Consider the following 24,107-nt stretch of genomic DNA (forward strand, 5'->3'; position numbering starts at 1 on the left):
CCGGTCGGCGCTCAGCCGGGACGGTGGCCGGCGCCGAGGCAGACGAACCCGGCCGCGGTCGCCCGCGCCTGCGGCCCGTCGTCGAGCCGGGCCTGCTGCTCGGCGGCCAGCGCCGCGGCCGGCGAGGCGCCGGCCCGCAGCCGGCGGTGGTAGCCGGTCATCAGCCCGACCGTCTCCGCGTCGGTGACCGGGACCACCGGGGCGACCAGCGTGGCCGTCTGCCGGGTGAGCAGCGCCGCCGAGAGCCCGAGGATCTCCGGCCCGGCGGTGGTGTGGGCGAGCGCGGTGTTGCAGGCCGCCAGCACCACGTGGTGCGGGGTCGCGGTCAGCGCGTCGAGGTCGTGGACGGTGTACGGACCGTCGGCCAGCAGCACCGCCGAGAACTGCGGGTTGTCGGCCCGGACCAGACCGTGCGCGGCCAGGTGGGCCAGCGAGGCGCCGTCGAGCGCGGGCGCGACCCGGCCCGCCACCGCGGCGGCCCCGGTGAGCAGCCAGGCCCCCGGGTGCAGTGCAGCCACCTGCGCGGCCTCCCGGACGGCCCCGGGCAGCTGCGGCCCGGCCACCACCGTCACCGGCCCGGGCGCCGGCGTGCGCTCGACCGCCGCCTGCCAGAGCGCCGTCGACGGCGTCACCGCCACCGGTCGCCCGCGGGAGCGGGCCAGGAGTGCCCACGGCACCGACTGGAGCCAGCCGGTCGGGACCAGCACCAGCGGCCGGTCACCGAGCAGCCGGTCGAGCGGGGCCAGCAGCAGGGCGTCGAGCACCCGGGCCGCGCGGTCGACCACCGGGGCGGCCGCGGTCAGCTGCCGTTCCGGGGTGGCCGGATCGGCCATCCGGTGCAGCGCGAACGGCAGGTGCCGCATGGTGTCGTGGAGCGTCTCGGTCGACCCGAGCGTCCGGAGCCGGGCCACTCCGTCGGTGACGGTGACCGCGTGCAGCACCCCGTCGGACTCGACGTACTCGACCAGCGCGGTCTCCCCCAGCGCGGCGGCCAGCTCGGCGACGCCGGGCGGACGCCGCCACCGCAGACCGTCGCCGGGGGCGAGCCGGCGGGTGCGGTCCCGGATCGCGTGCTCGAGCTCGACCTGACGGGCCAGCAGCCGCGCGGTCGGGGCTCCGGCGCTGCGGGCCTGGTCGAGCTCGGCCACGGTGGTCCGGAGGTCCTGGAGCTCGGTGGCCAGCTCCGGGTCGGCGGGCGGTCGGGCCGGCCGCAGCTCGAGCGCGCGGGTGCGGCCGTGCTCGCTCCAGGTGTGCACGCCACGGGCGTCGCGGTCCTCGAGCGCCATCGCCACCCCGAGTCGCGCCAGCGCCCCGCGGTGCACCGAGGCGTGCGCCCGGAGCTCGCTGGCCCCCAGCGTGGCGCCGAACTCCTCGAGCACCCGCAGGCCGGCGCGGAGCGCGGCCCGGGCCCCGAGCCTCGACCCCTGCGAGCGTCGCAGCAGCGCCTCGCCGAGCCACGCCCGGGCCCGGACGTCGGCCGGCATCCCGCGCCGGACCCTGGCGGTCCGGGCCAGCGCGACCTCGGCGATCTCGACCCGCCCGAGGTCGAGGGCGAGCCGCGCGGCCAGCAGCCGGAGCTCCTGCGCCGGCACCAGCCAGCCGACCCGCTCGGCCTCGGCCGCGCCCTCGGTCAGCCGGTCGAGCAGGGAGGCCCGCGCCGCCTGGTCGGGGGCCTCTCCCCGGGGCTCGGCGGTCGCGCGGGCGGTCCGGCGGTACCCGGCCTGGAGCAGCGCCACCACGGCGAGGGCCCGCCACTCGGTCCGGTCGAGCCGGCTGAACGCCTCGACCGCCGCCCGCGCGGCGGCGGCCGCTCCGTCGGGGTCGTCGCCGAGCAGCGCGGCGGCCGAGGTCAGCAGCTGGGCCTCGGGGACGTTGAGCGCGCGGCCCTGGCGGGTGAAGACGGCGACGGCCTGCTCGGCGGCCGCCCGGCCCTCGCCGACCAGCCGGACCGCGAGCAGCGCCCTGGCCCGGTCGACGGACAGCGAGCCGACCTCGACGCCGAGCTCGCGGTAGCGCGCGGCGGCCCGGTCGAAGTGGGCGAGCGCGGCCGGGACGTCGCCGCGGTCGGCCCGGACGCAGCCGAGGTTCTGCTCGATGTAGCCGCTCTGCAACAGCAGCCCGGCCTCCAGGCACAGCGCGCGGGCCCGGACCAGGTCCGCCTCGGCCGCGGCGAACTGCCGGCGGGCGGTGAGCATCAGGCTCCGATTGGACAGCGCCTGCGCCTCCCACTGGGCGTCCCCGGCGCGCCGCAGCACCGGGAGGGCCAGCCGCAGGTCGGCGAGGGCCTCGTCGAGGTGGCCGAGCTCCTGGGCGAGCGCCGCACGCTGGGTCCGGGCCCGGGCCGCGGCCACCGGGTCGACCGGGCCGAGGTCGGCGAGGGCGGCGCCGATGGCCGCGCTGGCCTCGTCCGGACGTCCACGCAGCATCAGCGTCGAGGCCAGGCTCATCCGCGCCTCCCCGGCCAGGGCAGCGTCGTCGGCCGCCCGGGCCTCGGCCACCGCGGCCCGCAACCGGCGTTCGGCCTCCTCCAACCGACGGAGCTGCAGCGCGGCGACACCGGCGGCCCGGTGGGCCCGACTGGCCACGCCGTGGCGCCGGCGTGTCCCGTGGCCGTCGCGGACACGATCATCAGCGTCATGATCATCAGCGTCATGATCATCGGCGGCATGATCATGGTCACCGAGCGCGGCCAGCGCCCGGTCGGCGAGCGCGGTGGCGGCGGCCGGATCGGACAGCGCCAGCCGGAGCGCCTCCCGCGCGAGCGCGTCCGCACCCGCGGCGCCGTCCCTCGCGGGGACCGGCGTCGCGGCGGCGCGGCCGACGAGGTCGGGCACCGGCGGCTACCAGGCGGCCAGCGGGACGAACGGGGGCGCCGGGACCCGGCCGTCGGCGGCGACGGTGGGGGTGCCCCCGAGCCGGGCCAGCGCGGCGCGGAAATCGGCCAGGGCCTCCCGGGCACTGACCCGCCCCGGGTCGGTGCCCGCGGCGATCGCGCCGGTGACCAGCGCCGCCGCGAAGGACGTCCCGCTCCAGCGCGCCCAGCCGTCGAAGGCCGGAGCGGACCCACCGGCGACCACCCGCAGGTAGGTGCTGCGGACGTCGACCCCGGGTGCCAGCACGTCCACCCACGGCTGGTCGGGTGAGAACGGCGCCCGCCGACCCTCGGCGTCGCCCGCGCCGACCGCCAGCACGCCGTCGAGCGCGGCCGGGAAGGCCGGCAACGACCGCACCGGCACCCCGGCGACGTCCCCGGGCAGCGCACCGTGATTGCCGGCCGCGGCGACGACCACGAGCTGGGCGCTCAGCCGTTCGATCGCCCGGGCGATCAGCAGCGGAGGCTGGCCGTCCTCGGTGTAGCAGGCCAGCGACAGGTTGAGCACGTCGATGCCGCTGCGGGCGAACCGCACCGCCTCGGTGGCCACGGTCCAGGTGTCGGCGGAGCCGTCGGGACCGCGCAGCGCGCCGCGGACCTCGACGGTGGCGGCCGGAGCCTGGGCCAGCACCAGCCCGGTGACGAAGGTGGCGTGACCGTCGGCGTACCCGGCGCCCTCCGCGCCGAGCAGGTCGGAGAACCGCGCCCGCCAGCCGCCGGCCAGGAAGGGCTGCGGATAGAGGCCGGTGTCGAGCACACCGACGCGGACGCCCTGGCCGGGCCCGCCGGGACGCCGGGTCGGCGCCGTCCAGTCCCCCACGGCAGACGGGTCGCCGGCGCTGCCGTGGATGATCTCGCCGACCCCGTGGACGCGCCCCATCAGCCGGTTCTTGCCCAGCGTCGGCGTCCACCCACCGTGGTCGTGACCGGTGAGGTGGCGCAGGCCCCAGAGCAACCGGTCGAGCGGGCGGTCGGCGCCCGGGCAGCCGTCCCGCCAAGCATCCGGGTCGCCGGCGTGCCGGTCCGCACACCGGGTGAGCACGGCGTCCGCCGCCTCGGCGGTCGGACGCCGGAGCCGGACCCGGGCCAGGTCGAGGACGTCGTCGACGTCGGGCGGCGCGGTCGCCACGCCGAGTCCGTCGAGGAGGCCGAGCACCAGGGGCAGGTGGCCGGCCCCGACGACCAGTTCGTCGCCCCGGTAGCCGGTGCCCGCCAGGTCATCCGGGCTCGGCTCGGCGCTGTCGTGATCCGTTCTCGCCGGTGGTCGGGTCACGGCGTCCTCGTTTCTCTGGGCGGGGCGGCGGAGGTGGTGGTCGTGGGCGGCGGCTCGGTCACGGGTGGTGCGGCGGCAGACTGGTCCACTCGGTGAAGGTGATCGTCCGGTTGTGGCTGACCCGGAAGCGCAGCGGTGCCCGGCGGCCGCCTGGCTCGGTCCGCGGCAGGTCGAAGCTGAAGCAACCGAGCTCGTCGGTCTGCAGGGTCAGCCACTCCTCCCCCGGACGTTCGACGGTGATCGCGAAGTCCCCGGGCGGGGCGATCTGGCCGACCGCGACGTCACCGACGATCTCGATCTCGATCGACAGCGTCTCGGTCTCGAAGACCACGAAGCGCGAGCCCTCGGCGGCGCGCGCCCCACCAGCGGACGGCTCGAGCAGTGAGTCGTAGACCAGCGCGGCCACCTCGTCCTCGAGCCGGGCCAGCCCGAACGCGTCGGAGGCGTTCGCGACGATGAGCCGGCTCTGCGGGTGTCGGGCGGTGGCCAGCGCGTCGGCGAGCGCGGCGAACAGCTCGTCGTCGTCACCCAGCGGTGCTGGATCGGTGTGGGCCATGATCATCAGCCTTCCTGTCCCGGTCCTAGGCCCGGTCGTCCTGGAGCAGCGCCACCAGCGCGGGGGTGCGCCGGAGGCGGTCGAGCGCGCGGGCCCGGGTGGGACCGATCGCCCCGACCGGCATCCCGAGCCGGGAGCCGATCTCGGCGTAGCTCCACGGCGGATCGGCCAGCAGGAGCAGCAGCAGCTCGCGCTGCCGGGCCGGCAGCTCGGCGAACCCGGCCAGCAATGCCTCGTGCCGTTCGAGCCGGAGCAACCGCTCGTCGACGTCCGGCTCGTCGCGGTCGGCGGTCTCGAGCCGGTGGTCGGTGAACGGGTCGACGGCGCGCAGCCGGTCCCGGGCGCCGAGCGTGCGCAGGCACTCGTTCCGCGTGGTGGTGACGATCCAGCCGGGCAGCGCGTTCGGTTCGCGGAGCTCCCCCAGGTGCTGGAGCAGCCGCAGCCAGACCGTCTGGGCGACGTCGGCGGCGTCCGGCGGGTTGAGCCGGTACCGGTGGGTGACCGAGAGCACGAGCGGGGTGTAGCGGCTGACCAGATCGTCCCAGGCGCAGCGGTCGCCGGCCAGCGCTGCGCTCACCAGCGTGCTCACGGGGCTGTGCTCGTCCACGGGCGGGCTCCTGGTCGACGGGGGCAGGTGGCGAGCGCCCGGTCGGCCGCTCACCACCACAGATCGCCGTCGGTCCCGGCTGATACCTCGCGCGGAGTTTTCTCCCGGTCCCGGCGGTGACGGAGCGTGTTCGCTGGTCATGATCCCGCGCCCATCGGCCCGCTGACCAGAACCTGAGAGGCAGGACATTTCCCACCCCGGCCTGGGATCAGGGGTGATCGGTTGACCCGAGCGGGGTTGGGGGCCTCGACGTATCAGCGGGGCTGTCGGCCGGTCCGACCCAGCAGCAGGGCCGACAAGGCACGTCGGATCGGGAGGTCGACATGGACGCGGTGGACAAGCTCGGGGGCCAGCAGACGCTCTGGCTGGTGGGCGCGGCACTCGGGCTGGTGATGGTCTCGGGAGCCGTGGTGGTGCTCGGCCGCGTGCTGCTCGACCCGAAGCCGCGGAACGAACGCGACGGCGCCGCCAGCCTGATCCGCAGCACGGTGTTCATGACGCTGGTCGGGGCGCTGGTGCTCTTCGGCGCGGTCTCGTTCGGGCTGACCGACGCGACCCTGCGCAACACGTTGGTCGGTGGGCTGCTGGCCAGCTCGGGGACGGCCACCGCCTTCTACTTCGCCTCGCGCGCCTCGGACCAGGCGCGCAAGGACATCCTGGGAGCGACGACGGGTTCGGCCGCGTGGGTGCCCGAGCTCCGCGGGTCGACGGTGGCGACGGCGAAGACGCTGCTCGCCGCCTCCCCGCTGGTGCTGACGCTCGCCCCGGGTGTTCCCGACGACGCCGTGATCGCCGAGCAGCAACCCGCACCGGGCTCCTCGGTCGCGCGCGGTTCGGCGATCACGGTGTCCTCGGCTCCCGCCCCGGTGTCCTGAGCCGCACCGCGTGCCCCGAGCCACACCTCGTGCCCGTGCCCTGAACCGCACCCCGTGCCCTGAGCCTGTCGAAGGGCACTCGCGCCCGATCCACGCGCTTCGACAAGCTCAGCGCACGACCGACGCCAACACGCGCTTCGACAAGCCCGGCGCACGACCGACGCCAACACGCGCTCCGACAGGCGCAGCGCACGTCCTGGGCAGCCCGCGCTTCGACAGGCTCAGCGCACGTCCCACGCCAACACGCGCTTCGACACGCTCAGCGCGCGTCCGCGTCAGGCGTCGAGAAGGGCGCGGATGTCGTCGCCGTCGAGGGCGCCGGCGGGGAGACCGTCGGCGTCCATCACCGCGCGGAACAGGTCGGCCTTGCGGGCCTTGAGCTCCATCACCTTGTGCTCGATGGTGTCCTGGCTGACCAGCCGGTAGACCATCACCGGGCGAGTCTGGCCGATCCGGTGGGCGCGGTCGACGGCCTGGGCCTCGGCGGCCGGGTTCCACCAGGGGTCACAGACGAAGCAGTAGTCGGCCTCGGTGAGGTTGAGTCCGAACCCACCGGCCTTGAGGCTGATCAGGAACACCCCGGTCCGGCCGGACGTGAACTCCTCGATCACCGCCGCCCGGTTCCGGGTGCTGCCGTCGAGGTAGCTGTAGGCGACCCCCTCGGCGTCGAGCCGGTCGGCGATTCGCTGCAGGAAACCGGTGAACTGGCTGAACACCAGCGCCCGGTGCCCCTCCCCCAACAGCTCCGGGAGCATCTCGAGCAGCAGGTCGATCTTGCTCGACGGCACCCCGTCGTGCAGGTCGTCGACCAGCGCGGCGTCGAGGCTGAGCTGCCGCAGCAGGGTCAGCGAGGCGAGGATGGAGAACCGGTTCTCCTCGAGGTCCTCGATCAGCCCGAGCACCTTCTGCCGTTCGCGCTGCAGGTGGGTCGAATAGATCCGCGCGTGCCGCGGGTGCAGCGCCAGCTCGAGCGTCTGCTCCTGCTTGGCCGGCAGCTCGGCGGCCACCAGCTCCTTGGTGCGCCGCAGCATCACCGGGGCCACCCGGTGCCGCAGCCGCGCCAGCCGTTCGACCCGCTCGGCGTTGTCGCCGCGCTCGATCGGTGTCCGGTAGAACTCGGCGAACCGGTTCGGGCTCGGGAACATCCCGGGTGCGGTGAGCGACAGCATCGACCACAGGTCCATCAGGCTGTTCTCGAGCGGCGTGCCGGTGATCGCCACCGTGAATTCGACCCCGAGCCGGCGGATCGCGGCGTAGGTCTTGGCCTGATGGTTCTTCACGAACTGCGCCTCGTCGAGCACCATCCCCGACCAGTCGAGCGCCGCGTAGTGCTCGGCGTCGATACGCAGCAGCGTGTAGGTGGTGATCACCAAGTCGGCCTCGGCCACCGTCTCGGCCAGCTCGCGCCGGCTCTTGCGGGTCGAGGACTCGATGGTCACCACCCGCAGCCCCGGGGTGAACCGGGCCGCCTCGGCCGCCCAGTTGGGCACCACGCTGGTCGGGGCCACCACCAGGAACGGCGGTCGGCTCTCCCGGCTGGCCTCGTGCACGGCGCAGACTAGGGCCAGCGCCTGCACCGTCTTGCCGAGGCCCATGTCGTCGGCCAGGATCCCGCCGACCCCGGCGTTCCACAGTCCCCAGAGCCAGCCGAAGCCGTCGCGCTGGTAGCCCCGCAGCTCCGCCTTGAGCCCGGAGGGGACCGGCGGCAGATCGCTCGCGCCGCCGGCGGCCTCGAGGCTGCGCAACGCCTGCCGCCACCGCTCGGCCTGCGCCCCGACCGTGCCGCAGGCCACCAGGTCGTCCCACAGGCTCTGCTGGCTGACGTTGATCCGCAGCCCGCGGCGCTCGCGGTCCTGCAGCGCCCGGGCCTCGTCGATCAGCGTGGCCAGCTCGGCGAACTCGGGGCGGTCGAGGCTGAAGAACACCCCGGTTTCGAGGATGAGGTGATCATCACCGCGGGCCAGCGCGGTGAACAGCAGGTCGAAGGGCACCAGCTCGCCGTCGATCTTCACGTCGACCACCAAGTCGAACCAGTCGGAGGCCGCGCCGCCGTCCTCGATCTCCACGGTGCTGAACTCGATCACCGGCGCCGAGTCACTGCGCCGGTAGTCGCGCTCCGGCCCGAGCTGGCTGACCTCGACCCCGGCGGCGACCAGCGCGGGCAGCGTCTCGGCGCAGAACCGGGCGCCGTCGAGCCCGTGCAGGGTGGCGTCCGGACGCGGCTCGGGGTGGCCGCGCCGGTTGAGCAGCCTGGGCCAGTGCTCGAACAGCCCGGTCTCCTCGGCCACCCGGTGCCAGCCCCGGGTCTCCGCCGGCAGGTCACGGAGCGTCGTGCCGTCGGCGCGGTCGACCGGGTCGAGCCGGTGCACCACCTCACCCACCCGGTAGACCACCGACCACCCGAGCCGCACCTCGCCCGCCGCCCCGTGCCGGAGCTCGAGGCCGATCCGGGGCGCCGGCAGCTCGGGCAGCGGCACCGAACGGTCGTGGCTGGTCAGCGGTACCCGCCGGCCCAGCCGCGGGACGTACTCGGTCAGCAGCCGGTCGCGATCGGTGCCGGGCACCCGCAGCGACCCCTGTTGCTCCAGCCACTCCTGGAGGGCGGCGTCGAGCCCGTCGGTGAAGGCGACCAGCCGGAGCGAGCCGCGCTCGTCCTCAAGGGCGGCGCCGTGGGCGGGGTGGCCGACCAGGCCGAGCCGCTGCCAGCCCTGTTCGACCCCGTCGATCCGGACCAGCGGGGCGAGTTCGACGTCGCCGTCGAGGGTGATCGTCCGAAGGTCGAGGCTGAGCTCGGCCGGTTCGTCGACCAGCGCGACGGTGGCGTTCTTCCGGCCGCCGGCCGGGACCAGCGACACGCCGGCTTCGCGGAGCTCGGCCAGCACCGCCCAGACCGACCGGGTGGAGTCCGAGAGCTCGACCCAGTCGCCGCGGCCGTAGTAGGTGTAGCGGTCGGCGGCCCGGCCGAGCCGCGAGAGCTGGACCAGCAGGTCCCGCTGACCCGGGTCGTGGCGGGAGTCCCAGTCGTACTCGAGCAGGCTCCACGAGATGCCGTCCTGCACCCAGTTCCCGCTCGGCCCGCGCCGTACCGGGCGGCAGCGCAGCCGCAGCGGGCGGTCGGGGCCGCGGTCGGTCGCCTCGACCCGCAGCGCCAGGTCGTCGCGGACCACCGGGGTGGTGGTGCGGAACGCGGACAGCTGCTCCAGGCTGCGTTCCCAGGCCGGGCGGACCGCGGCCGGCGCGGCGGGTTCCGGTCGCGGCCGGGACTCGGCGAGCACCATCCGGAACCGCAGCAGCACCGCGGCCACGTGCTTGCAGTTCTGCCCGATGTAGCAGGAGCAGGTGCCGTAGTGCAGGCCCTTGCCGGTCAGGTTGACGTCCACCTCGACCGCGTACGGCTTCTCCACCGAGCCGGTGACCGAGCCGGTCAGCAGGTGTCGCTCGCGGTCGTACGCGAGCCCGTCCACCGCGCCCTGCTGGGCGTAGACGAAGCCGCGGGCGAGCGCCTCGTGACCCACGCACCGCGCGACGAAAGCGTCGCTGAGTGCGTAGCTGAGGTTCACCCTTCGAGACTAGTGCCGGCCACCGACAGCCCGGCCGGGTCGCGGACGGCGGCGGGCCGCGCCGGTCACGACCTGTCGGACCCGCTGTGAGACGGTGGCCGCGATGTCGCCGCTGCTGCTCCGCCCCACCCGCTACGACGCCCCGGCCGCGGTCGAGCTGACCGCGCTGGTGCAGGCCTGGTACACCGAGATCTACGGCGGGACCGACGACAACCCGATCGATGCGGACGAGTTCGTCCCGCCGCACGGTGAGTTCCTGGTGGGGTTCCAGCCGGACGCCGGCCGGCCCGGCGGCGAGCTCGCGGTGGCGATGGGCGGCTGGCGGGCCTGGACCGAGCCCTTCCCGATCACGGGTGCCCGGCCCGCCGAGCTGCGCCGGATGTTCGTCCGCGCCGAGCACCGGGGTCGCGGCCACGCCCGCACCCTGCTCACCGAGCTCGAGCGCCGGGCCGCCGCGCACGGGCACGACCTGATGGTGCTCGAGGCGGGCCGGGTGCAGACCGCGGCGCTCGGGCTGTACGCCGCCTGCGGCTACCGTCCGGTCCCCCGTTTCGGCTACTACGCGGCCTCGTCCGGGGCCGTCCACCTCGGCAAGCCGCTCGGCTCGGACCGGTGAGCCGACCGGTGCGTCGAGCCCGCCTAGGCTGACGACGGCCGGCGCCCCGGCCCCGTCGATGGGAGACCGCGTGAGCCCGGACCATGATCACCGACCGTCCGACCTCGACCGGACCGAGCGCCCCCCGCACGCGCTGGTCAGCGGGGCCAGCATCGCCGGCACCGCCACCGCGTTCTGGCTGCACCGGCTCGGCTGGCGGGTGACGATCCTGGAGCGCGCGACCGGCTTCCGCGCCGGCGGACAGAACATCGACGTCCGCGGCAGCGGTCGCGAGGTGCTCGACCGGATGGGGCTGACCGAGGCGGTCCGCGCCCGCACCACCACCGAGGTCGGCACCCGTTTCGTCGACGAGCACGACCGTCCGGTCGGCGAGTTCCCGACCGTCCCGGGCGAGGGCGACGGGCTGACCGCCGAGCTCGAGATCCTCCGCGGCGACCTGGCCACGTTGGTCGCCGACACCCTGCCCGCTGAGGTCCGCTGGCTCTACGGCGACCGGATCACCGCGGTCCGCGAGACCGCCGACGGTGTCGAGGTCGACCTGGCCGGCGGCGGCCGGGAGAGCGCCGATCTGCTGGTGGTGGCCGAGGGCGTCCGGTCGAGCACCCGTGACCTGATCATGGACGACGTCGTCCACGACCCGCTCGGGCTCTACCTGGCCTACGGCACCATCCCGCGGACCGACGACGACGACCGCTGGTGGCGCTGGTACACCGCACCCGGCAGCCGTCAGGCCACCCTGCGACCGGACAACCGCGGCACCGTCCGCGCCACCCTGGCCTACCTGTCGGACTCGACCGGGCTGGAGACCGCCGACCACGACGCGGTGGTCTCCTCGCTGCAGCAGACCTTCGCCGACGTCGGCTGGCAGGTCCCGCGGATCCTCGACGGGTACGCCGACACCGACGACCTCTACGTCGACTTCCTGGAACAGATCCGGCTGCCGCACTACGCCCGTGGCCGGGTGGTGATCACCGGCGACGCCGCCTGGTCGGTGACCCCGCTGGCCGGTGGCGGGGCCACCCTGGCCCTGGTCGGCGGTTACGTGCTCGGGGCCGCGCTGTCCCGGTGGGACGGCACGTCGGCCGGGCTGGACCGCGCGCTGTCCGGTTACGAGCAGTGGATGCGGCCGTTCGTCGACCAGGTGCAGAAGCTGCCGCCCGGGGTGCCGCGGCTCGCCTACCCGCACTCCCGGCTCGGTGTCAGCCTGCTCCGCGGCGCCACCACGCTGGCCGGCACCCGGCCCGGGCGGAAGGTCGGCCGGCTGCTGGGTTCGGGTCCGCAGGCGGACCAGCCGCTCCCCCCGTTCGGCTGAGGCGCCCCGACGCCTGGCCGGCGTCGGTCCGGCGAGCGCTCAGGCGACCTGACCGCGGTCGAAGTAGGCGATCAGCTCGGGGTCGAGCGGCGGCACCGGCCGGGTCGAGCCGTCGGTCCGCAGCGACTCGGTGGCCACGCAGCCGGCCGCGACCGCCTGCCGGGCGGCGATCGGCGAGGTCTGGGTCGGGCCGCCCTCGGCCGCGAACCGGAGGAACTCCGCGATCAGCACCGGGTCGGCACCTCCGTGCCCGCCCTCGCGCTCCTCGATGGTCACCGTCTCGTCGGCCGGCTCGTAGCCGTCGTGCCGGCGGTCCCAGATCTCGATCCGGCCGCCGGGTCCGTCGCCGATGTTCTCCAGCCGGCCCTCGGTGCCGATCACGGTGTAGTTGCGCCAGTAGTCCGGGGTGAAGTGGCACTGCTGGTAGGAGGCCAGCACCCCGTTGTCGAGCCGCATCTGCATCATCGAGACGTCCTCGACGTCGACGACCGGGTTGAGGCCCCGGAGCGTGGCCGGCGGCCAGTTGGCCAGGTCGAGCCACTCGGTCATCCGCTCGTCGCTGCGGTCCCGACGGTCGGTGATGTCGCCGTAGACCATCAGGTCGCCGATGGCCGACACCCGGTCGCTGTAGCCACCGGCCAGCCAGTGGATGACGTCGATGTCGTGGGCGCCCTTCTGCAGCAGCAGCCCGGTGGACCGACGCCGGTCGGCGTGCCAGTCCTTGAAGTAGAAGTCGCCACCGTTGCCGACGAAGTGCCGGCACCAGATGACCTTGACCTCGCCGATCCGGCCGGCGGTGATCAGGTCGCGCATCTGGGTGATCGCCGGCATGTGCCGCATGTTGTGCCCGACGTAGAGCCGGGTCCCGGTCTCGCGGGCCGTGGCCAGCACCGCGTCGCAGTCCTCGATGGTGATGGCCAGCGGCTTCTCGCAGAACACCGCCACCCCGGCGCGCAGCGCAGCCAGCGCGATCGGGGCGTGCACGTCGTCGGGGGCGGTGATCAACACCGCGTCGATCCCCGAGCCGAGCAGCTCGTCGAGGTCACCGGTGATCCGCGCCTCGGGCAGGGCCTCCGCCGCGTCGCGGCGGCCGCGGTCGCTGACGTCGCAGACCGCGGTGACCCGGCTCGGCCGCTCGGCGTCGTCCGGACGGTGGGCCCAGCGCCACAGACCGGCCCGCTGGCCGAACCCGACGACGCCGACGGACAGTTCGCGGCTGGTCATGATCACTCTCGTTCCTGGTCGCTGCTGCTGGTCGGGTGGCGCACGGACCTGGTGGTCCAGACCAGCACCGATTCAAGCACCCGCGGTCCGACCGCGAGAATCGGGTGATGACCGACCTGCCGCCGATCCGCCTGCACCGCGAGCCCGGCGCCTCCGTGGCGACCGGGTCGACGTCCGTCCGGTTCGCGCCCGGGGCTCCGGACTGGGTGCCGGTGCCGCTGGCGCTGCCCGACGGCGTCGCCGCGCTGACCGTCCGCTACGACTACCCGCGGGTGAAGGTGCCGGCCGGCCGGGCCGGGAACGCCTGCGACCTCGGGGTCCTCGACCCGGAACGGTTCCGCGGCTGGTCCGGCGGGGCCCGGACCGGCTTCACCCTGGCCGGTGACACCGCGACGCCGGGTTACCTGCCCGGTCCGTTGCCCGCCGGGACCTGGCAGCTGCTGCTGGCGCCCTACCAGGTCTCCGCGGGCGGTTTCGAGGCCCGGATCGAGGTCGAGGCCCGTTTCGGGCCGACGGCGCCCACCCCGGCGCCGGCCTACCCGGCCGAGTCGGTGCCCGGCCGCGGACCCGGCTGGTACCGCGGCGACGGCCACCTGCACTCGGTCTACTCCGACGGCCGCCGCCCCCCGGCCGAGATCGCCGCACTGGCCCGCGCGGCCGGGCTGGACTGGATCATCTCGACCGAGCACAACACCCCGGCCGCCCACCCGGTCTGGGGTCCGCTGGCCGGCGACGACCTGTTGATCATGGTCGGCGAGGAGGTGACCACCCGGAACGGTCACCTGCTGGCCGCCGGGATCGACCCGGGCACCTGGATCGACTGGCGGTTCCGCGCCCGGGACCACGCGATCGGCGCAACGGTGCAGCGGATCCGTGATCACGGCGGGCTGGCCGTGGCCGCCCACCCGCACTCCCCGATCGTCGCCGGACGGTGGAAGTTCGGCTGGGACCCCGTCGACCTGATCGAGGTCTGGAACGGCGTCTGGACGCTCGACGACGAGGCCGCGCTGGAGAGCTGGGACGCCCAGCTGGTCCGCCCGGACGGACGCTGGCGACCCGCGGTCGGCGACAGCGACGCGCACAGCGACCCGGACGTCGTCGGGCTGCCGCAGACCGTGGTGTGGGCGGAGGCCCTGAGCCGGCGGGCGGTGCTGGCCGGACTGGCGGCCGGCCGCTGCTGGATCGCCGACGCCGCCGAGGTCGCGGTCGGGCTGACCGCCACCGACGGCGAGCGCACGGCGGGCATCGGCGAACGGCTGGCCGTCGGTCCGACCGACCCGGTCACCGTCCGCGCCGAGGTGGCGTGCGTCCCCGACGGCGTGCTGCGGCTGATCACCGACGAGGGCGAGGCGCTGGCACAGCGGCTCGGCCCGGACGGGACGGCGACCGTGGCGTGGCGGACGTCCGCCGCGGTCAGCAGCTACGTCCGGCTCGAGGTCCGGCGGCCGCGGGCCGACGGCGAGGTCGGTCCGGGGACGCTGGAGACCCGCGAACTCCCGTACGGGCCGATGGCCGCCCTCACCAACCCGGTGTTCCTCGACCCGCGCTGAGCCGGGTGACCCTCGGTCCGGCGCCCTTCGACAGGCTCAGGGCACGGGGTCGGGCTCAGGGCGCGGGCCCTTCGACAGGCTCAGGGCACGGGGTCGGGCTCAGGGCACGGGGTCGGGCTCCATGATCACCAGCGCGGGTGGATGGCCGCGCGGAGGTGCCGGTCGTAGATCGCCTGCACGCCGTCGCGGAAGCCCTGCGGGAGCTCGGGGAGGTCACCGGCGGCCGCGTTGGCGCGGACCTGCTCCTCCGAGCGCGCTCCGGGGATCACCGTGGTGACGCCCGGCGTCTGCACCACCCAGGCCAGCGCGGCCTGCGCCGGGGTGACGTCGCCGGGCAGCTCGGCGACCAGCGCGGCGAACTCCTGCGCGGCGGCGACCCCGGTCTCGTAGTCGACCCCGGAGAACGTCTCACCGACGTCGAAGGCCTCGCCGTGCCGGTTGTAGGTGCGGTGGTCCTCGGGCGCGAAGGTGGTCTCGGCGGTGTAGCGGCCGCTGAGCAGCCCGCTGGCCAACGGCACCCGGGCCACGATGCCCACCCCGGCGGCCTGCGCGGCCGGCAGCACGTCGTCGAGTGGCTTGAGCCGGAACGCGTTGAGGATGATCTGGACGCTCGCGGTGCCGCGCCGGGCGATCGCGGTGAGCGCCTCGTCGCAGGTCTCGACGCTGACGCCGTAGGCGCCGATCACGCCCTCCTCCACCAGGGTGTCGAGCGCGTCGTAGGTCTGGTCGGCGGAGTAGACCGCGGTCGGCGGGCAGTGCAGCTGCACCAGGTCGAGCTGCTCGACGTTGAGGTTGCGCCGCGACCGGTCGGTCCAGGCGCGGAAGTTCGCCAGCGTGTACTCCGCCGGGTCGAGCGGCGCACGCCGACCCATCTTGGTCATCACCAGCACCGGCGGCGTGGTCCCGGCGGCCAGGAACCGCCCGATCAGCTGCTCGCTGCGCCCGTCGCCGTAGACGTCGGCGGTGTCGAAGACGCTGATCCCCGACTCGACCGCGGCCGCGAGCAGCCGCTGGGCGTCGGTCTCGTCGACCTCGCCCCAGTCGCCGCCGAGCTGCCAGGTACCCAGACCGATCACCGAGACCGGACGTCCGGTGCCGCCGAGGATGCGTTCGGGGAGCGTCGCCATGGGCCCGACCCTACGCACTGCGTCCGGACGCGGGCCCGGTGGCTAACCTCGCTGCATGAGCGATGAGCCGAACAACCAGGACGAGGGCGTGCAGAAGGTCGCGGAGCTGCTGGACAAGGCCAGGATCGCCCTGGTCACCACGGTGGGTCCGGAGGGGCAGCTGCTGAGTCGGCCGCTCGCGGTGCAGGAACACGAGTTCGACGGCAACGTCTACTTCCTGGTCCCCGACCCGTCGCCGAAGACCGAGCAGATCCGCAGCAACCCGCAGGTCAACGTCGCGGTCGAGGCCGGCAACGGTTGGCTGTCGCTGGCCGGGACCGGCACGGTCTCGAAGGACGCGGCGCTGATCGACCAGCTGTGGAACACCGCCGCCGAGGCGTGGTTCGACCAGGGCCGCGAGGACCCGGCGGTCTCGGTGCTGACCGTGCACGCCGACTCCGCGGAGTACTGGACCAGCAACACCCCGAAGCCGCTGGCGCTGCTCAAGTACGCCAAGGCGGCGGCCACCGGTGGTCAGCCGAACATCGGCGAGAGCGGCAAGGTCGACCTCTGACCGGTTGACGCACCGGCTCGGGCCACCGCGGGTCAGCCGGCGAGCTGTCCCGCGGCGGCCCGGAGCCGGGCGTGCACGCCGTCGTACGGACGACGCCCGCCGAGCACCGAGACCGGCAGCTTGCCGATCATGGTGAAGTTCGTGTCCACCATGTTGCCGACCGGCGCGAGCCCGGTCTGGCTGACCAGCTGGAGCGCGTCGAGCCGGTCCAGCCCGGTGAGGTCGGCCAGCCAGCCGATCAGCTCGTACTGGGCGATCCGGTTGGCGTCGGTCAGCCCGCGGACCGCGCCGGTGGTGATCAGGAAGTCGTCGTTCTCCAGCCGCGGCCAGTCCGGTGCGGCGCCGGGGACCACGTCGACGACGATCGTGGTCCGCATCGCGGCCTCCACCGCGACCCCGCAGATCTCGCTCTCGCCCTGCCGGCAGTGTCCGTCGCCGAGCGAGAGCATCGCCCCCGGGACGTTGACCGGCAGGTAGAGCGTGGTCCCGGCGCGCAGCTCGGGGGTGTCGAGGTTGCCGCCGTGCGCGGCCGGGGTCAGCGTGCTGATCACCTCGCCGCCGGCCGGCGCGACACCGACGGTGCCGTGCATCGGGTCGAGCGGCAGCACGACGTCGAACTCGCTGGCCCGGGCGTGGTAGGTCACCGTGCCGGCGGCGACGTCGACGTCGTAGCGCCAGACCCGCTCCTCCAGCGCGGGGTGCAGCATCGGCGTCTGGTGGCTGGTGGTGAGCGCGCCGAAGTGCGGGAAGGTGCTCGACATCGCCCAGTCCCGGGTGGGCGTGATCGCCGCGAAGTGCACCGCCAACAGGTCACCGGGTTCGGCCCCGATCACCTCGATCGGCCCGGTGACCGGGTTCATCGTGGACAGGTCGCAGACCCGGCTCGGCAGGTCGTCCACGCTGCGCACCCGGCCGCTGAAGCAGTCCTCGGTGGTCAGCGTGACCGCGGTCCCCGGCTCGACCCGCAGCTGCGGCGGCCGGCCACCGAAGGTGAACGCGTACTGCTCGGGCTCGAACTCGACGATGTCCATGGCTGTCCCCTCGACGTTCGACCCGCGGTGCGGGTCCCCGGTGGTGCGGCGGGTTCCACCCCCGCGGAGGCCGGAGCGGCCCTCGCGGTGATCGTAGGCAGCCGCCGTCGGCTCCCTAAGCTGAGGCGGTCTCGAGCGAGGAGGTAGGGGTGTTCGGCGTCGAGCTGCTGTTGGTGGTGATCGCCGCGATCGCGGTCAGCTCGGTCGCCGCCCAGCGCGGTCTGCAGGCCCCGCTGGTGCTGGTGACGGTGGGCGCGCTGGTCTCGTTCGTCCCCGGGCTGCCGCGGCTCGAGATCCCGCCCGAGGTGATCCTCTCGGTGGTGCTGCCACCGCTGCTCTACTCCACCGCGGTCGAGTTCTCGCTGATCAACTTCCTCCGCAACCTCCGGCCGATCCTCGGTCTGGGGATCGGGCTGGTGCTGGTCACCGCGTTCGCGGTCGGCGGGGTGACCGGCTGGCTGGTCCCCGGGATCACCCTGTCGGTCGGGCTGGTGCTGGGCGCCGTGGTCGCCCCGCCGGACGCGGTCACCGCGGCGGCGATCGGCCGCCGACTCGGGCTGCCCAAGCGGGTGATGACCATCCTCACCGGCGAGAGCCTGGTCAACGACGCCGCCGCGCTGACCATGTTCACCATCACCCTGACCGCGGTCACCGGCGGGCACGCGTTCATCGAGAACCCCGTGCTGTTCTTCGGCTGGACGGTGCTGATCGGGCTGGCCGTCGGGGTGCTGCTGGCGGTGATCACCCTGCAGATCCGCCGACGGCTCGACAACCCGGGGCTGGAGACGGTGCTCAGTCTGGTGCTGCCGTTCGCCGCCTACCTGGCCGCGGAGGAGGCGCACGCCTCCGGGGTGATCGCCGTCGTCACCGCCGCCTTCGTGATGGGGCACCGGTCCGACCGGGCCGGGTTCGCCGCGCGCCTGCAGGAGCGCTACGTCTGGCGCAGCCTCGACGTGCTGCTCGAGGCCTTCGTGTTCGCCTACATGGGGTTGCAGCTCAAGTTCGTGATCGCCGACGTCGTCGCGGGCGGCAGCCGGCTGTCCACCGTGCTGCTCAGCGCGCTGCTGATCCTGGTCGTGGTGATCGCGGTGCGGCCGGTCTGGGTGCTCGGCAACCACCTGCGGCTGGTGCTGGCCCTCCGGCTCCACCGGTGGCACCTGGCCCGCGACGCCCGGGCCCGTGCGGCGACCGCCCGGGCCCGGCAACGGGCCCGGGACCGCGGGCGCCGTCGCCCGGAGCCGCGGGTGCTGCCGCTCAAGCACGGCCTGGTGATCAGCTGGACCGGGATGCGCGGGGTGGTCACGCTCGCCGCCGCGGCCGGCATCCCGGTCCTGACCGAGACCGGTGGCCGGGTCGACGGCCGGGCCGACCTCCAGGTGATCGCGTTCGTGGTGGCGGTGGGGACGCTGTTGCTGCAGGGCACCACGCTCCCGCTGCTGATCCGCCGGCTGCGGCTCGACTCCTCGGCCGAGGACGAAGAGGAACGCCGCCAGACCGCCCACGCCGAGGAGGTGGCGCGGGAGGCGGCGCGGGCGATCATGCAGGACAGCTTCCGCACCCACACCGAGGGCGTCGACCCCGCGCTGGTGGCCCGGTTCGCCGACGGCTGGCGCCAGGCCCAGCAGGCCCGGCAGCGGCTCCGCGCGCAGACCGAGGAGGTCGAGGACGTCCGCGACCCGGAGACCGCGGCCCGGATCGCCGGCACCTTCGGCAAGGTCCGGCTCGACATGGTCGGCGCCCAGCGGCGCGCGCTCACCGAGGAGCGCGACGCCGGCCGGCTCGACGACGACCTCTACCGCAGCCTGCTCGAACAGCTCGACTACGACGAGGCGGCCACCGCCACCCGGACCGTCAGCCGGCTGAGCTGACGGCCGCGGGTGAGGTGAGCCCGCGGACTAGCCGCCCGGGGTGATCCGGCCGAGCAGGTCCTCGCGCCGGGCCGGCGGGTCGGCCAGCACCTGCTGCGCCTGCTCGACCGAGTCCCAGGTGTTCCAGAGCAGCACGCCGGTCGGGGTCTCGTTCTCGAGGTAGTAGACGACCGCGGCCGAGTGGTCCTCGGACCAGTCGACCAGGGTGTCGAGGCTGCCGTCGAGCCGCCCGATCGCCTCGTAGCCGTTGTCGTACAGGTCCGACCAGAAGAACGGCGTGTGGGTGTAGGCCGCCTCGTCGCCGGCCATCGCCCGCCCGGCCGCCTTGCCCGACTCGGTCGCCTGGTCGACGTGCTCGACCCGGGTGCGGCCGAGCACCGGGTCCGGGTACTCGGCGACGTCGCCGACCGCCCAGATCAGCGGGTCGGCGGTCCGCAGGTGCTCGTCGACGATTACGCCGGTGCCGACCTCGAGCCCGGCGTCGGCGGCCAGGTCGACCACCGGGGCCGCGCCGACTCCGACCACCACCACGTCGGCCTCGAGGTCGGTGCCGTCGTCGAGGGTGAGCACCAGGTTCTCGTCGGTCGCGACGCCGCGTGTCACCCGGCGGCCGGGGTGCAGGGTGACGCCGTGGTCGCGGTAGTCCTGCTCCACCCCGCTCGCGATCTCGGCGGGCAGGGTCTTGCTGCCGAAGGTGTCCTGGGTGAACACGACGCTGACCTTCGCGCCGGTCCGGCTCAGCCCGGCGGCCACCTCGGTGGCGATGTAGCCGCCGCCGACGACCACGGCGTGCTCGCCGGCGCCGGCCAGCGAACGGACCCGCTGGTAGTCCTGGGCGCTGCGGAAGTAGACCACCCGCTCGTCCTCGGGCAGCCCCTCGATCCGGTTCGGCCGGCTGCCGGTGGCAAGCAGCAGCTTGCCGTAGCCGACCAGCTCGCCCGACTCAGTGGAGACCTGGCGGCCGTCGCGGTCGATCCCGGTGACCACGGTGCGGAGACGGACGTCTGCGCCGGTGTCGTCGGCGGTGTTGAGCCAGATGGTGTCCAGGCCGCCGGTGTCGTCCGAACCCTCCTCGGGCTCCTGCCAGAGGTCCTTGCTCAGCGGCGGGCGCTGGTAGGGCGGGTCGGCGTCGGCGCTGAGGATGCCGATGGTGCCGGAGTCGTCGAGCTCGCGGATGCCGCGGGCGGCCGCGTCGGCGGCCATCCCGCCGCCGATGATCAGGTAGTCGTAGCGGTCGGTCATGGCCCTATGTTCTCCCCCGGCGCACGACCGGACGCGCGCGGACCGGTCGTGCCCGCACCGGTCGTGCGCGACCGCCGGGACCCGCTCCCCGGCTCAGGCGTCGAGAACGGCGTCCACGAAGGTGGCCGCGTCGAACGGGGCCAGGTCGTCCACGCCCTCGCCGAGGCCGACCAGCTTGACCGGGACGCCGAGCTCGCGCTGGACCGCGACCACGATGCCGCCCTTGGCCGAGCCGTCGAGCTTGGTCAGCACGATCCCGGTGATCGCCACCACCTCGGCGAAGATCCGGGCCTGGATCAGCCCGTTCTGGCCGGTCGTCGCGTCGAGCACCAGCAGCACCTCGGTCACCGGGGCCTGCCGTTCGACCACCCGCTTGACCTTGCCGAGCTCGTCCATCAATCCGGTCTTGGTGTGCAGCCGGCCGGCGGTGTCGATCAGCACCACGTCGACCTCGGCCTCGATCCCGGCGCGGACCGACTCGAAGGCCACGCTGGCCGGGTCGGCGCCCTCGTCGCCGCGGACCACCGGGACGCCGACCCGGCCGCCCCAGGTCTCGAGTTGGTCGGCGGCCGCGGCGCGGAAGGTGTCGGCGGCGCCGAGCAGCACGTCCTTGTCCTCGGCCACCAGCACCCGGGCCAGCTTGCCGACCGTGGTGGTCTTGCCGGTGCCGTTGACCCCGACGACCATCACCACCGCCGGCTGCTCGCCGCGCTCGACGGCCAGCGTGCGGTCCATGGTCGGGTCCACCAGCGCCAGCAGCTCCTCGCGGAGCACGGCGCGGGCCCGGGTGCCGTCGGCCACCCCCTCGACGCGCAGCCGGTCGCGGAGCCGCTCGACCAGTTCCATGGTCGGCTTGACTCCGAGGTCGGAGCTGAGCAGGACGTTCTCGAACTCCTCCCAGGTGTCCTCGTCGAGCCGGTCGCGCGACAGCAGCGTCAGCAGCCCGCGACCGAACGCGTTCTGCGAGCCCGCGAGCCGGCGACGGAGCCGGACCAGACGGCTCTCGGGGGTCTCCGGACGTTCGAGGGTGGCGGTCGGTTCGACCAGCTCGGCCTCGACGACCTCGTCCTCGGCCGGACGCTCCGGGGCCAGCGTGCCGGTCGGCCCGCCCGAGCCGTCGCCGGCCTCGGTGTCGGCACGACCACCCCGGTCGAGCTCGCGCTGCCGACGGCCGCGGCCGAGGGCGCCACGGCGGGTGCCGACCACCAGCCCGACGACCACGGCGGCCACCACGACGACCGCGCCGCCGATGATCAGGTACAGGGTTGTCAGGTCCACCGCGTCATCCTAGGGACGCACGCACGAACGCCCGGTCACGCGGTGACCGGGCGGACGACGGGTTCGGCTCAGACGCGCTCGCGGACCGGGACCTCGACCGGGCGCGCCTCGAGCGCCCCGGTGGTGCTGCGGGCGGAGGCCGGACCGCGGGTCTCGGCGGCCTCGCCGCTCAGGTGCGCGGCGGCCCGGGTGAGGAAGTGGGCGAGCTGCGGGTAGCGCTCGAGCTTGCGGCCCTCGATGCCGACGAGGACCATCCCGACGACGCCGGCGGCGACGGCGAGGACGACGAGCATCGCGATCAGGTAGACGATCACCTCGGTGACCTTTCGCACTGCAGTGAATCGGACGAAACGGGGAAGGACTGCGCTGCCATCCTGACAGCCGGATCTGAGAGGCCCGTGTGAATACGGCCCGCGGACACTGTGTGTCGCGGTCACAGTTGGGTCTCGTCCGCCCCCGCCCCGGTGGTCCGGTGAGGCCCCGTCGCCGAAGCGACCGGGCTCAGGCGACCGACTCGGCGTCGGTCATCCGCTGGCTGATCACCGCCGAGACGCCGTCGCCTCGCATGGTCACCCCGTAGAGCGCGTCGGCGATCTCCATCGTCCGCTTCTGGTGGGTGATCACCAGCAGCTGGCTGTTGGCCCGGAGCTCCTCGTAGATGCCGAGCAGCCGGCCCAGGTTGGTGTCGTCGAGCGCGGCCTCGACCTCGTCGAGGATGTAGAACGGGCTCGGCCGGGCGATGAACAGCGCGACCAGGAAGGCCACCGCGACCAGCGAGCGCTCGCCGCCCGAGAGCAGCGACAGCCGCTTGACCTTCTTGCCCGCCGGGCGGGCCTCGACGTCGACGCCGGTGGTGAGCCACGAGCCGGGCTCGGTCAGCACCAGCCGGCCCTCGCCACCGGGGAACAGCCGGCTGAACACCCGGTTGAACGCCTGCTCGACGTCGGCGTAGGCCTCGGCGAAGACCTGCTCGACCCGGGCGTCGACGTCGGTGATGATCTCCATCAGGTCGGCCCGGGTCCTGCGCAGGTCGTCGAGCTGCTCGGCCAGGAAGGCGTGCCGCTCCTCCATCGCCGCGAACTCCTCGAGCGCCAGCGGGTTGACCTTGCCCAGCACGCCGAGGTTGCGCTCGGCCCGACGGAGCCGCTTGAGCTGCTCGTCCCGGACGAACGGCACCGGCTCGGGGCGTTCGTCGTCCTCGCCGATCGCCGTGCCGTCCTCGCGGGTCAGCACCGGGATCGGCTGGTCGGGCCCGTAGTCGCGGGTCAGCGTCCCGGCGTCGAGCCCGAGGTCGTCCATCGCCTTGGCGGCCAGTGTCTCGATCCGCATCCGCTGCTCGGTGCGGGCCATCTCGTCGCGGTGCACGCTGTCGACCAGCTTCTCCAGCTCGCCGGCCAGCTCGCGGGCCGACCGGCGGGCCGCGGCCAGCGCCTGGTCGGCCTCCGACCGGGCCTGCTCGGCCTGCCGTCGCTCGGTCTCGGCGGCCGCGATCGAGGCCTCGGTCAGCCGGGCCAGGTGCTCGGCGCCGACCAGCACCGCACGGGCCACCTCGGCCTCGGCCAGCATCCGCAGCCGACGGGCCCGGGCCCGGGCCTGGGCCTGCCGCTCGTGCGCGGCGGCCTTGCGCAGCGAGTCGGCCCGGCCGGCCAGCGCGCGGACCCGTTCCTCGCCGGTGCGCAGCGCGAGCCGGGCGTCCATCTCGGCGGCCCGGGCCAGCCGGGCCTCCTCGGCGAGCCGGTCCCGCAGCGTCGGGTCGGGTTCCTCGGTGGTCTCGGTCGAGGCGGCGGCCAGCCGCTCCTCGAGCTCGGCGAGCCCGGCGATGTCGCGTTCGCGGGCCGCCTCGGCCTCCCCGATCGCCCGGGCCAGCCGGTCGGCCTCGTCGCGCGAGGCGCGGGCGCTGGTGTTGAGCTGGCCGAGCTGCTCGGCGACCGCGGCCATCCGCGCGTCGGACTCGTGCAGCCGCTCGAGGGTGTGCTCGACCCGCTCGGCGGCCCCGGTGCGCTCGGTGACCAGCTCGGCCTCGGCGAACCGGAACCGTTCGCAGGCGGCCGACGCCTCGGCCAGCCGGGCCTCGGCGTCGTCGACGGCAGCCTGCACCTCGATCAGGCTGGGCTGGGCGGTCGAGCCGCCGGCGGCCAGGTGGGCGGAGAGCAGGTCGGCGTCCCGGGTGACCGCGGTCAGCTCGGGACGCTGCTCGACCAGGGCGCGGGCCGCGTCGAGGTCCTCGACCAGCACCACCCCGTCGAGCAGCCGGTCGAGCGCCGGACGCAGCCGGTCCGGCCCCTGGACCAGGTCGACGGCCCAGTGCGCCCCGCCGGGCAGCGCGTCCCGGGCGACCGGGGCGACCGGGTCCGGGGCGCCCGCGAGCAGCAAACCGGCCCGGCCGAGGTCGTCACGCTTGAGCACGCCGAACGCCTCGACGGCGGTGGCGGCCGAGTCGGCGACCAGCGCGTCGGCGGCCGAGCCGAGCGCGGCCGACACGGCGGCCTCCCAGCCGGCCCCGATGGTCAGCAGGCCGGCCACGGCCCCGTCCAGCCCGGCGACGGCGTCGGACCCGGTCGGA

The 24,107-nt window shown here is 74.6% G+C and carries 17 protein-coding genes and 1 pseudogene; 6 read left to right on the forward strand and 12 right to left on the reverse strand.

All coding sequences use genetic code 11. The annotated features are described in order from the left end of the window. Nucleotides 1–11: 11 nt before the first annotated feature. From FHX74_RS21175 to FHX74_RS16690, 4 genes are read right to left on the reverse strand one after another with little or no spacing between them, the layout of a single operon-like run. Nucleotides 12–2,834, reverse strand: a complete 2,823-nt coding sequence (locus tag FHX74_RS21175) for a CHAT domain-containing protein (protein ID WP_182561302.1) — start codon at nucleotides 2,832–2,834, stop codon at nucleotides 12–14. Nucleotides 2,835–2,840: 6 nt separating this feature from the next. Further along, complete coding sequence (locus FHX74_RS16680; protein WP_182561303.1) at nucleotides 2,841–4,145, reverse strand: S8 family peptidase; 1,305 nt, start codon at nucleotides 4,143–4,145, stop codon at nucleotides 2,841–2,843. Nucleotides 4,146–4,203: 58 nt separating this feature from the next. Beyond that, a complete protein-coding gene (locus FHX74_RS16685; RefSeq protein ID WP_182561304.1) occupies nucleotides 4,204–4,701 on the reverse strand; it encodes a hypothetical protein in 498 nt (165 codons plus the stop codon). 25 nt (nucleotides 4,702–4,726) lie between these two features. Continuing rightward, entirely contained in the window at nucleotides 4,727–5,290 is a 564-nt protein-coding gene (locus tag FHX74_RS16690) for an RNA polymerase sigma factor (RefSeq protein ID WP_220484067.1), read from the reverse strand. 341 nt (nucleotides 5,291–5,631) lie between these two features. Between FHX74_RS16690 and FHX74_RS16695 the strand changes: the two genes are divergently transcribed. Then, nucleotides 5,632–6,183, forward strand: coding sequence for a PASTA domain-containing protein (locus FHX74_RS16695; RefSeq protein WP_182561306.1), 552 nt, complete (start codon nucleotides 5,632–5,634; stop codon nucleotides 6,181–6,183). Between the two features lie 275 nt (nucleotides 6,184–6,458). Here the strand turns inward: FHX74_RS16695 and FHX74_RS20800 are convergent, their stop codons facing one another. After that, a complete protein-coding gene (locus tag FHX74_RS20800; RefSeq protein WP_182561307.1) occupies nucleotides 6,459–9,743 on the reverse strand; it encodes a DEAD/DEAH box helicase in 3,285 nt (1,094 codons plus the stop codon). 103 nt (nucleotides 9,744–9,846) lie between these two features. Here FHX74_RS20800 and FHX74_RS16705 point away from each other — a divergent pair, with 103 nt between their 5' ends. Both FHX74_RS16705 and FHX74_RS16710 read left to right on the forward strand, forming a co-directional pair. Continuing rightward, nucleotides 9,847–10,359 carry a GNAT family N-acetyltransferase gene (locus FHX74_RS16705; protein WP_182561308.1) on the forward strand — a complete coding sequence of 171 codons (513 nt, stop codon included), beginning with the start codon at nucleotides 9,847–9,849 and terminating at the stop codon, nucleotides 10,357–10,359. 70 nt (nucleotides 10,360–10,429) lie between these two features. Continuing rightward, entirely contained in the window at nucleotides 10,430–11,671 is a 1,242-nt protein-coding gene (locus FHX74_RS16710) for an FAD-dependent monooxygenase (protein ID WP_182561309.1), read from the forward strand. Nucleotides 11,672–11,710: 39 nt separating this feature from the next. Here the strand turns inward: FHX74_RS16710 and FHX74_RS16715 are convergent, their stop codons facing one another. After that, a complete protein-coding gene (locus FHX74_RS16715) occupies nucleotides 11,711–12,895 on the reverse strand; it encodes a Gfo/Idh/MocA family protein (RefSeq protein ID WP_182561310.1) in 1,185 nt (394 codons plus the stop codon). A 107-nt stretch (nucleotides 12,896–13,002) separates the two neighbouring features. Here FHX74_RS16715 and FHX74_RS16720 point away from each other — a divergent pair, with 107 nt between their 5' ends. Beyond that, entirely contained in the window at nucleotides 13,003–14,445 is a 1,443-nt protein-coding gene (locus tag FHX74_RS16720) for a CehA/McbA family metallohydrolase (RefSeq protein ID WP_182561311.1), read from the forward strand. A gap of 125 nt (nucleotides 14,446–14,570) precedes the next feature. Here the strand turns inward: FHX74_RS16720 and FHX74_RS16725 are convergent, their stop codons facing one another. Then, nucleotides 14,571–15,572: an aldo/keto reductase gene (locus FHX74_RS16725; protein WP_182561312.1), complete on the reverse strand. Its 1,002-nt coding sequence runs from the start codon at nucleotides 15,570–15,572 to the stop codon at nucleotides 14,571–14,573. 55 nt (nucleotides 15,573–15,627) lie between these two features. On the opposite strand from FHX74_RS16725, the gene FHX74_RS16730 reads away from it, so the two are divergent. Then, on the forward strand, nucleotides 15,628–16,125 hold the full coding sequence (locus tag FHX74_RS16730; protein ID WP_182561313.1) for a pyridoxamine 5'-phosphate oxidase family protein: 498 nt from the start codon (nucleotides 15,628–15,630) through the stop codon (nucleotides 16,123–16,125). A gap of 32 nt (nucleotides 16,126–16,157) precedes the next feature. Here FHX74_RS16730 and FHX74_RS16735 read toward each other — a convergent pair whose 3' ends face one another. Beyond that, a complete protein-coding gene (locus tag FHX74_RS16735) occupies nucleotides 16,158–17,156 on the reverse strand; it encodes an acetamidase/formamidase family protein (RefSeq protein WP_182561314.1) in 999 nt (332 codons plus the stop codon). A gap of 149 nt (nucleotides 17,157–17,305) precedes the next feature. On the opposite strand from FHX74_RS16735, the gene FHX74_RS16740 reads away from it, so the two are divergent. Beyond that, nucleotides 17,306–19,024 carry a cation:proton antiporter gene (locus tag FHX74_RS16740; RefSeq protein ID WP_182561315.1) on the forward strand — a complete coding sequence of 573 codons (1,719 nt, stop codon included), beginning with the start codon at nucleotides 17,306–17,308 and terminating at the stop codon, nucleotides 19,022–19,024. 27 nt (nucleotides 19,025–19,051) lie between these two features. On the opposite strand, the gene FHX74_RS16745 is transcribed toward FHX74_RS16740, so the two are convergent. The 4 genes and pseudogenes from FHX74_RS16745 to FHX74_RS16760 form a co-directional block, all read right to left on the reverse strand. Continuing rightward, nucleotides 19,052–20,266, reverse strand: a complete 1,215-nt coding sequence (locus tag FHX74_RS16745) for an NAD(P)/FAD-dependent oxidoreductase (RefSeq protein ID WP_182561316.1) — start codon at nucleotides 20,264–20,266, stop codon at nucleotides 19,052–19,054. 93 nt (nucleotides 20,267–20,359) lie between these two features. Then, the gene (gene ftsY, locus FHX74_RS16750) at nucleotides 20,360–21,544 is read right to left on the reverse strand and encodes a signal recognition particle-docking protein FtsY (protein ID WP_328823878.1); all 1,185 of its coding nucleotides are present in this window, start codon (nucleotides 21,542–21,544) and stop codon (nucleotides 20,360–20,362) included. Between the two features lie 68 nt (nucleotides 21,545–21,612). Next, entirely contained in the window at nucleotides 21,613–21,876 is a 264-nt protein-coding gene (locus tag FHX74_RS16755; protein WP_182561317.1) for a hypothetical protein, read from the reverse strand. A 169-nt stretch (nucleotides 21,877–22,045) separates the two neighbouring features. Then, nucleotides 22,046–24,107 (reverse strand): annotated as a pseudogene (locus tag FHX74_RS16760) (chromosome segregation protein SMC); the annotation flags it as partial.

It is taken from the genome of Microlunatus kandeliicorticis (assembly GCF_014137855.1).
Taxonomy (GTDB): Bacteria; Actinomycetota; Actinomycetes; order Propionibacteriales; family Propionibacteriaceae; genus Microlunatus; species Microlunatus kandeliicorticis.

What these genes read in the sequence shown, in the direction of transcription:
- FHX74_RS16685 (WP_182561304.1), bottom strand. Translation starts at nt 4,701, where the DNA reads ATGGCCCACACCGATCCAGCACCGCTGGGTGACGACGACGAGCTGTTC.
- FHX74_RS16695 (WP_182561306.1), top strand. Translation starts at nt 5,632, where the DNA reads ATGGACGCGGTGGACAAGCTCGGGGGCCAGCAGACGCTCTGGCTGGTG.
- FHX74_RS16705 (WP_182561308.1), top strand. Translation starts at nt 9,847, where the DNA reads ATGTCGCCGCTGCTGCTCCGCCCCACCCGCTACGACGCCCCGGCCGCG.
- FHX74_RS16715 (WP_182561310.1), bottom strand. Translation starts at nt 12,895, where the DNA reads ATGACCAGCCGCGAACTGTCCGTCGGCGTCGTCGGGTTCGGCCAGCGG.
- FHX74_RS16720 (WP_182561311.1), top strand. Translation starts at nt 13,003, where the DNA reads ATGACCGACCTGCCGCCGATCCGCCTGCACCGCGAGCCCGGCGCCTCC.
- FHX74_RS16725 (WP_182561312.1), bottom strand. Translation starts at nt 15,572, where the DNA reads ATGGCGACGCTCCCCGAACGCATCCTCGGCGGCACCGGACGTCCGGTC.
- FHX74_RS16730 (WP_182561313.1), top strand. Translation starts at nt 15,628, where the DNA reads ATGAGCGATGAGCCGAACAACCAGGACGAGGGCGTGCAGAAGGTCGCG.
- FHX74_RS16735 (WP_182561314.1), bottom strand. Translation starts at nt 17,156, where the DNA reads ATGGACATCGTCGAGTTCGAGCCCGAGCAGTACGCGTTCACCTTCGGT.
- FHX74_RS16745 (WP_182561316.1), bottom strand. Translation starts at nt 20,266, where the DNA reads ATGACCGACCGCTACGACTACCTGATCATCGGCGGCGGGATGGCCGCC.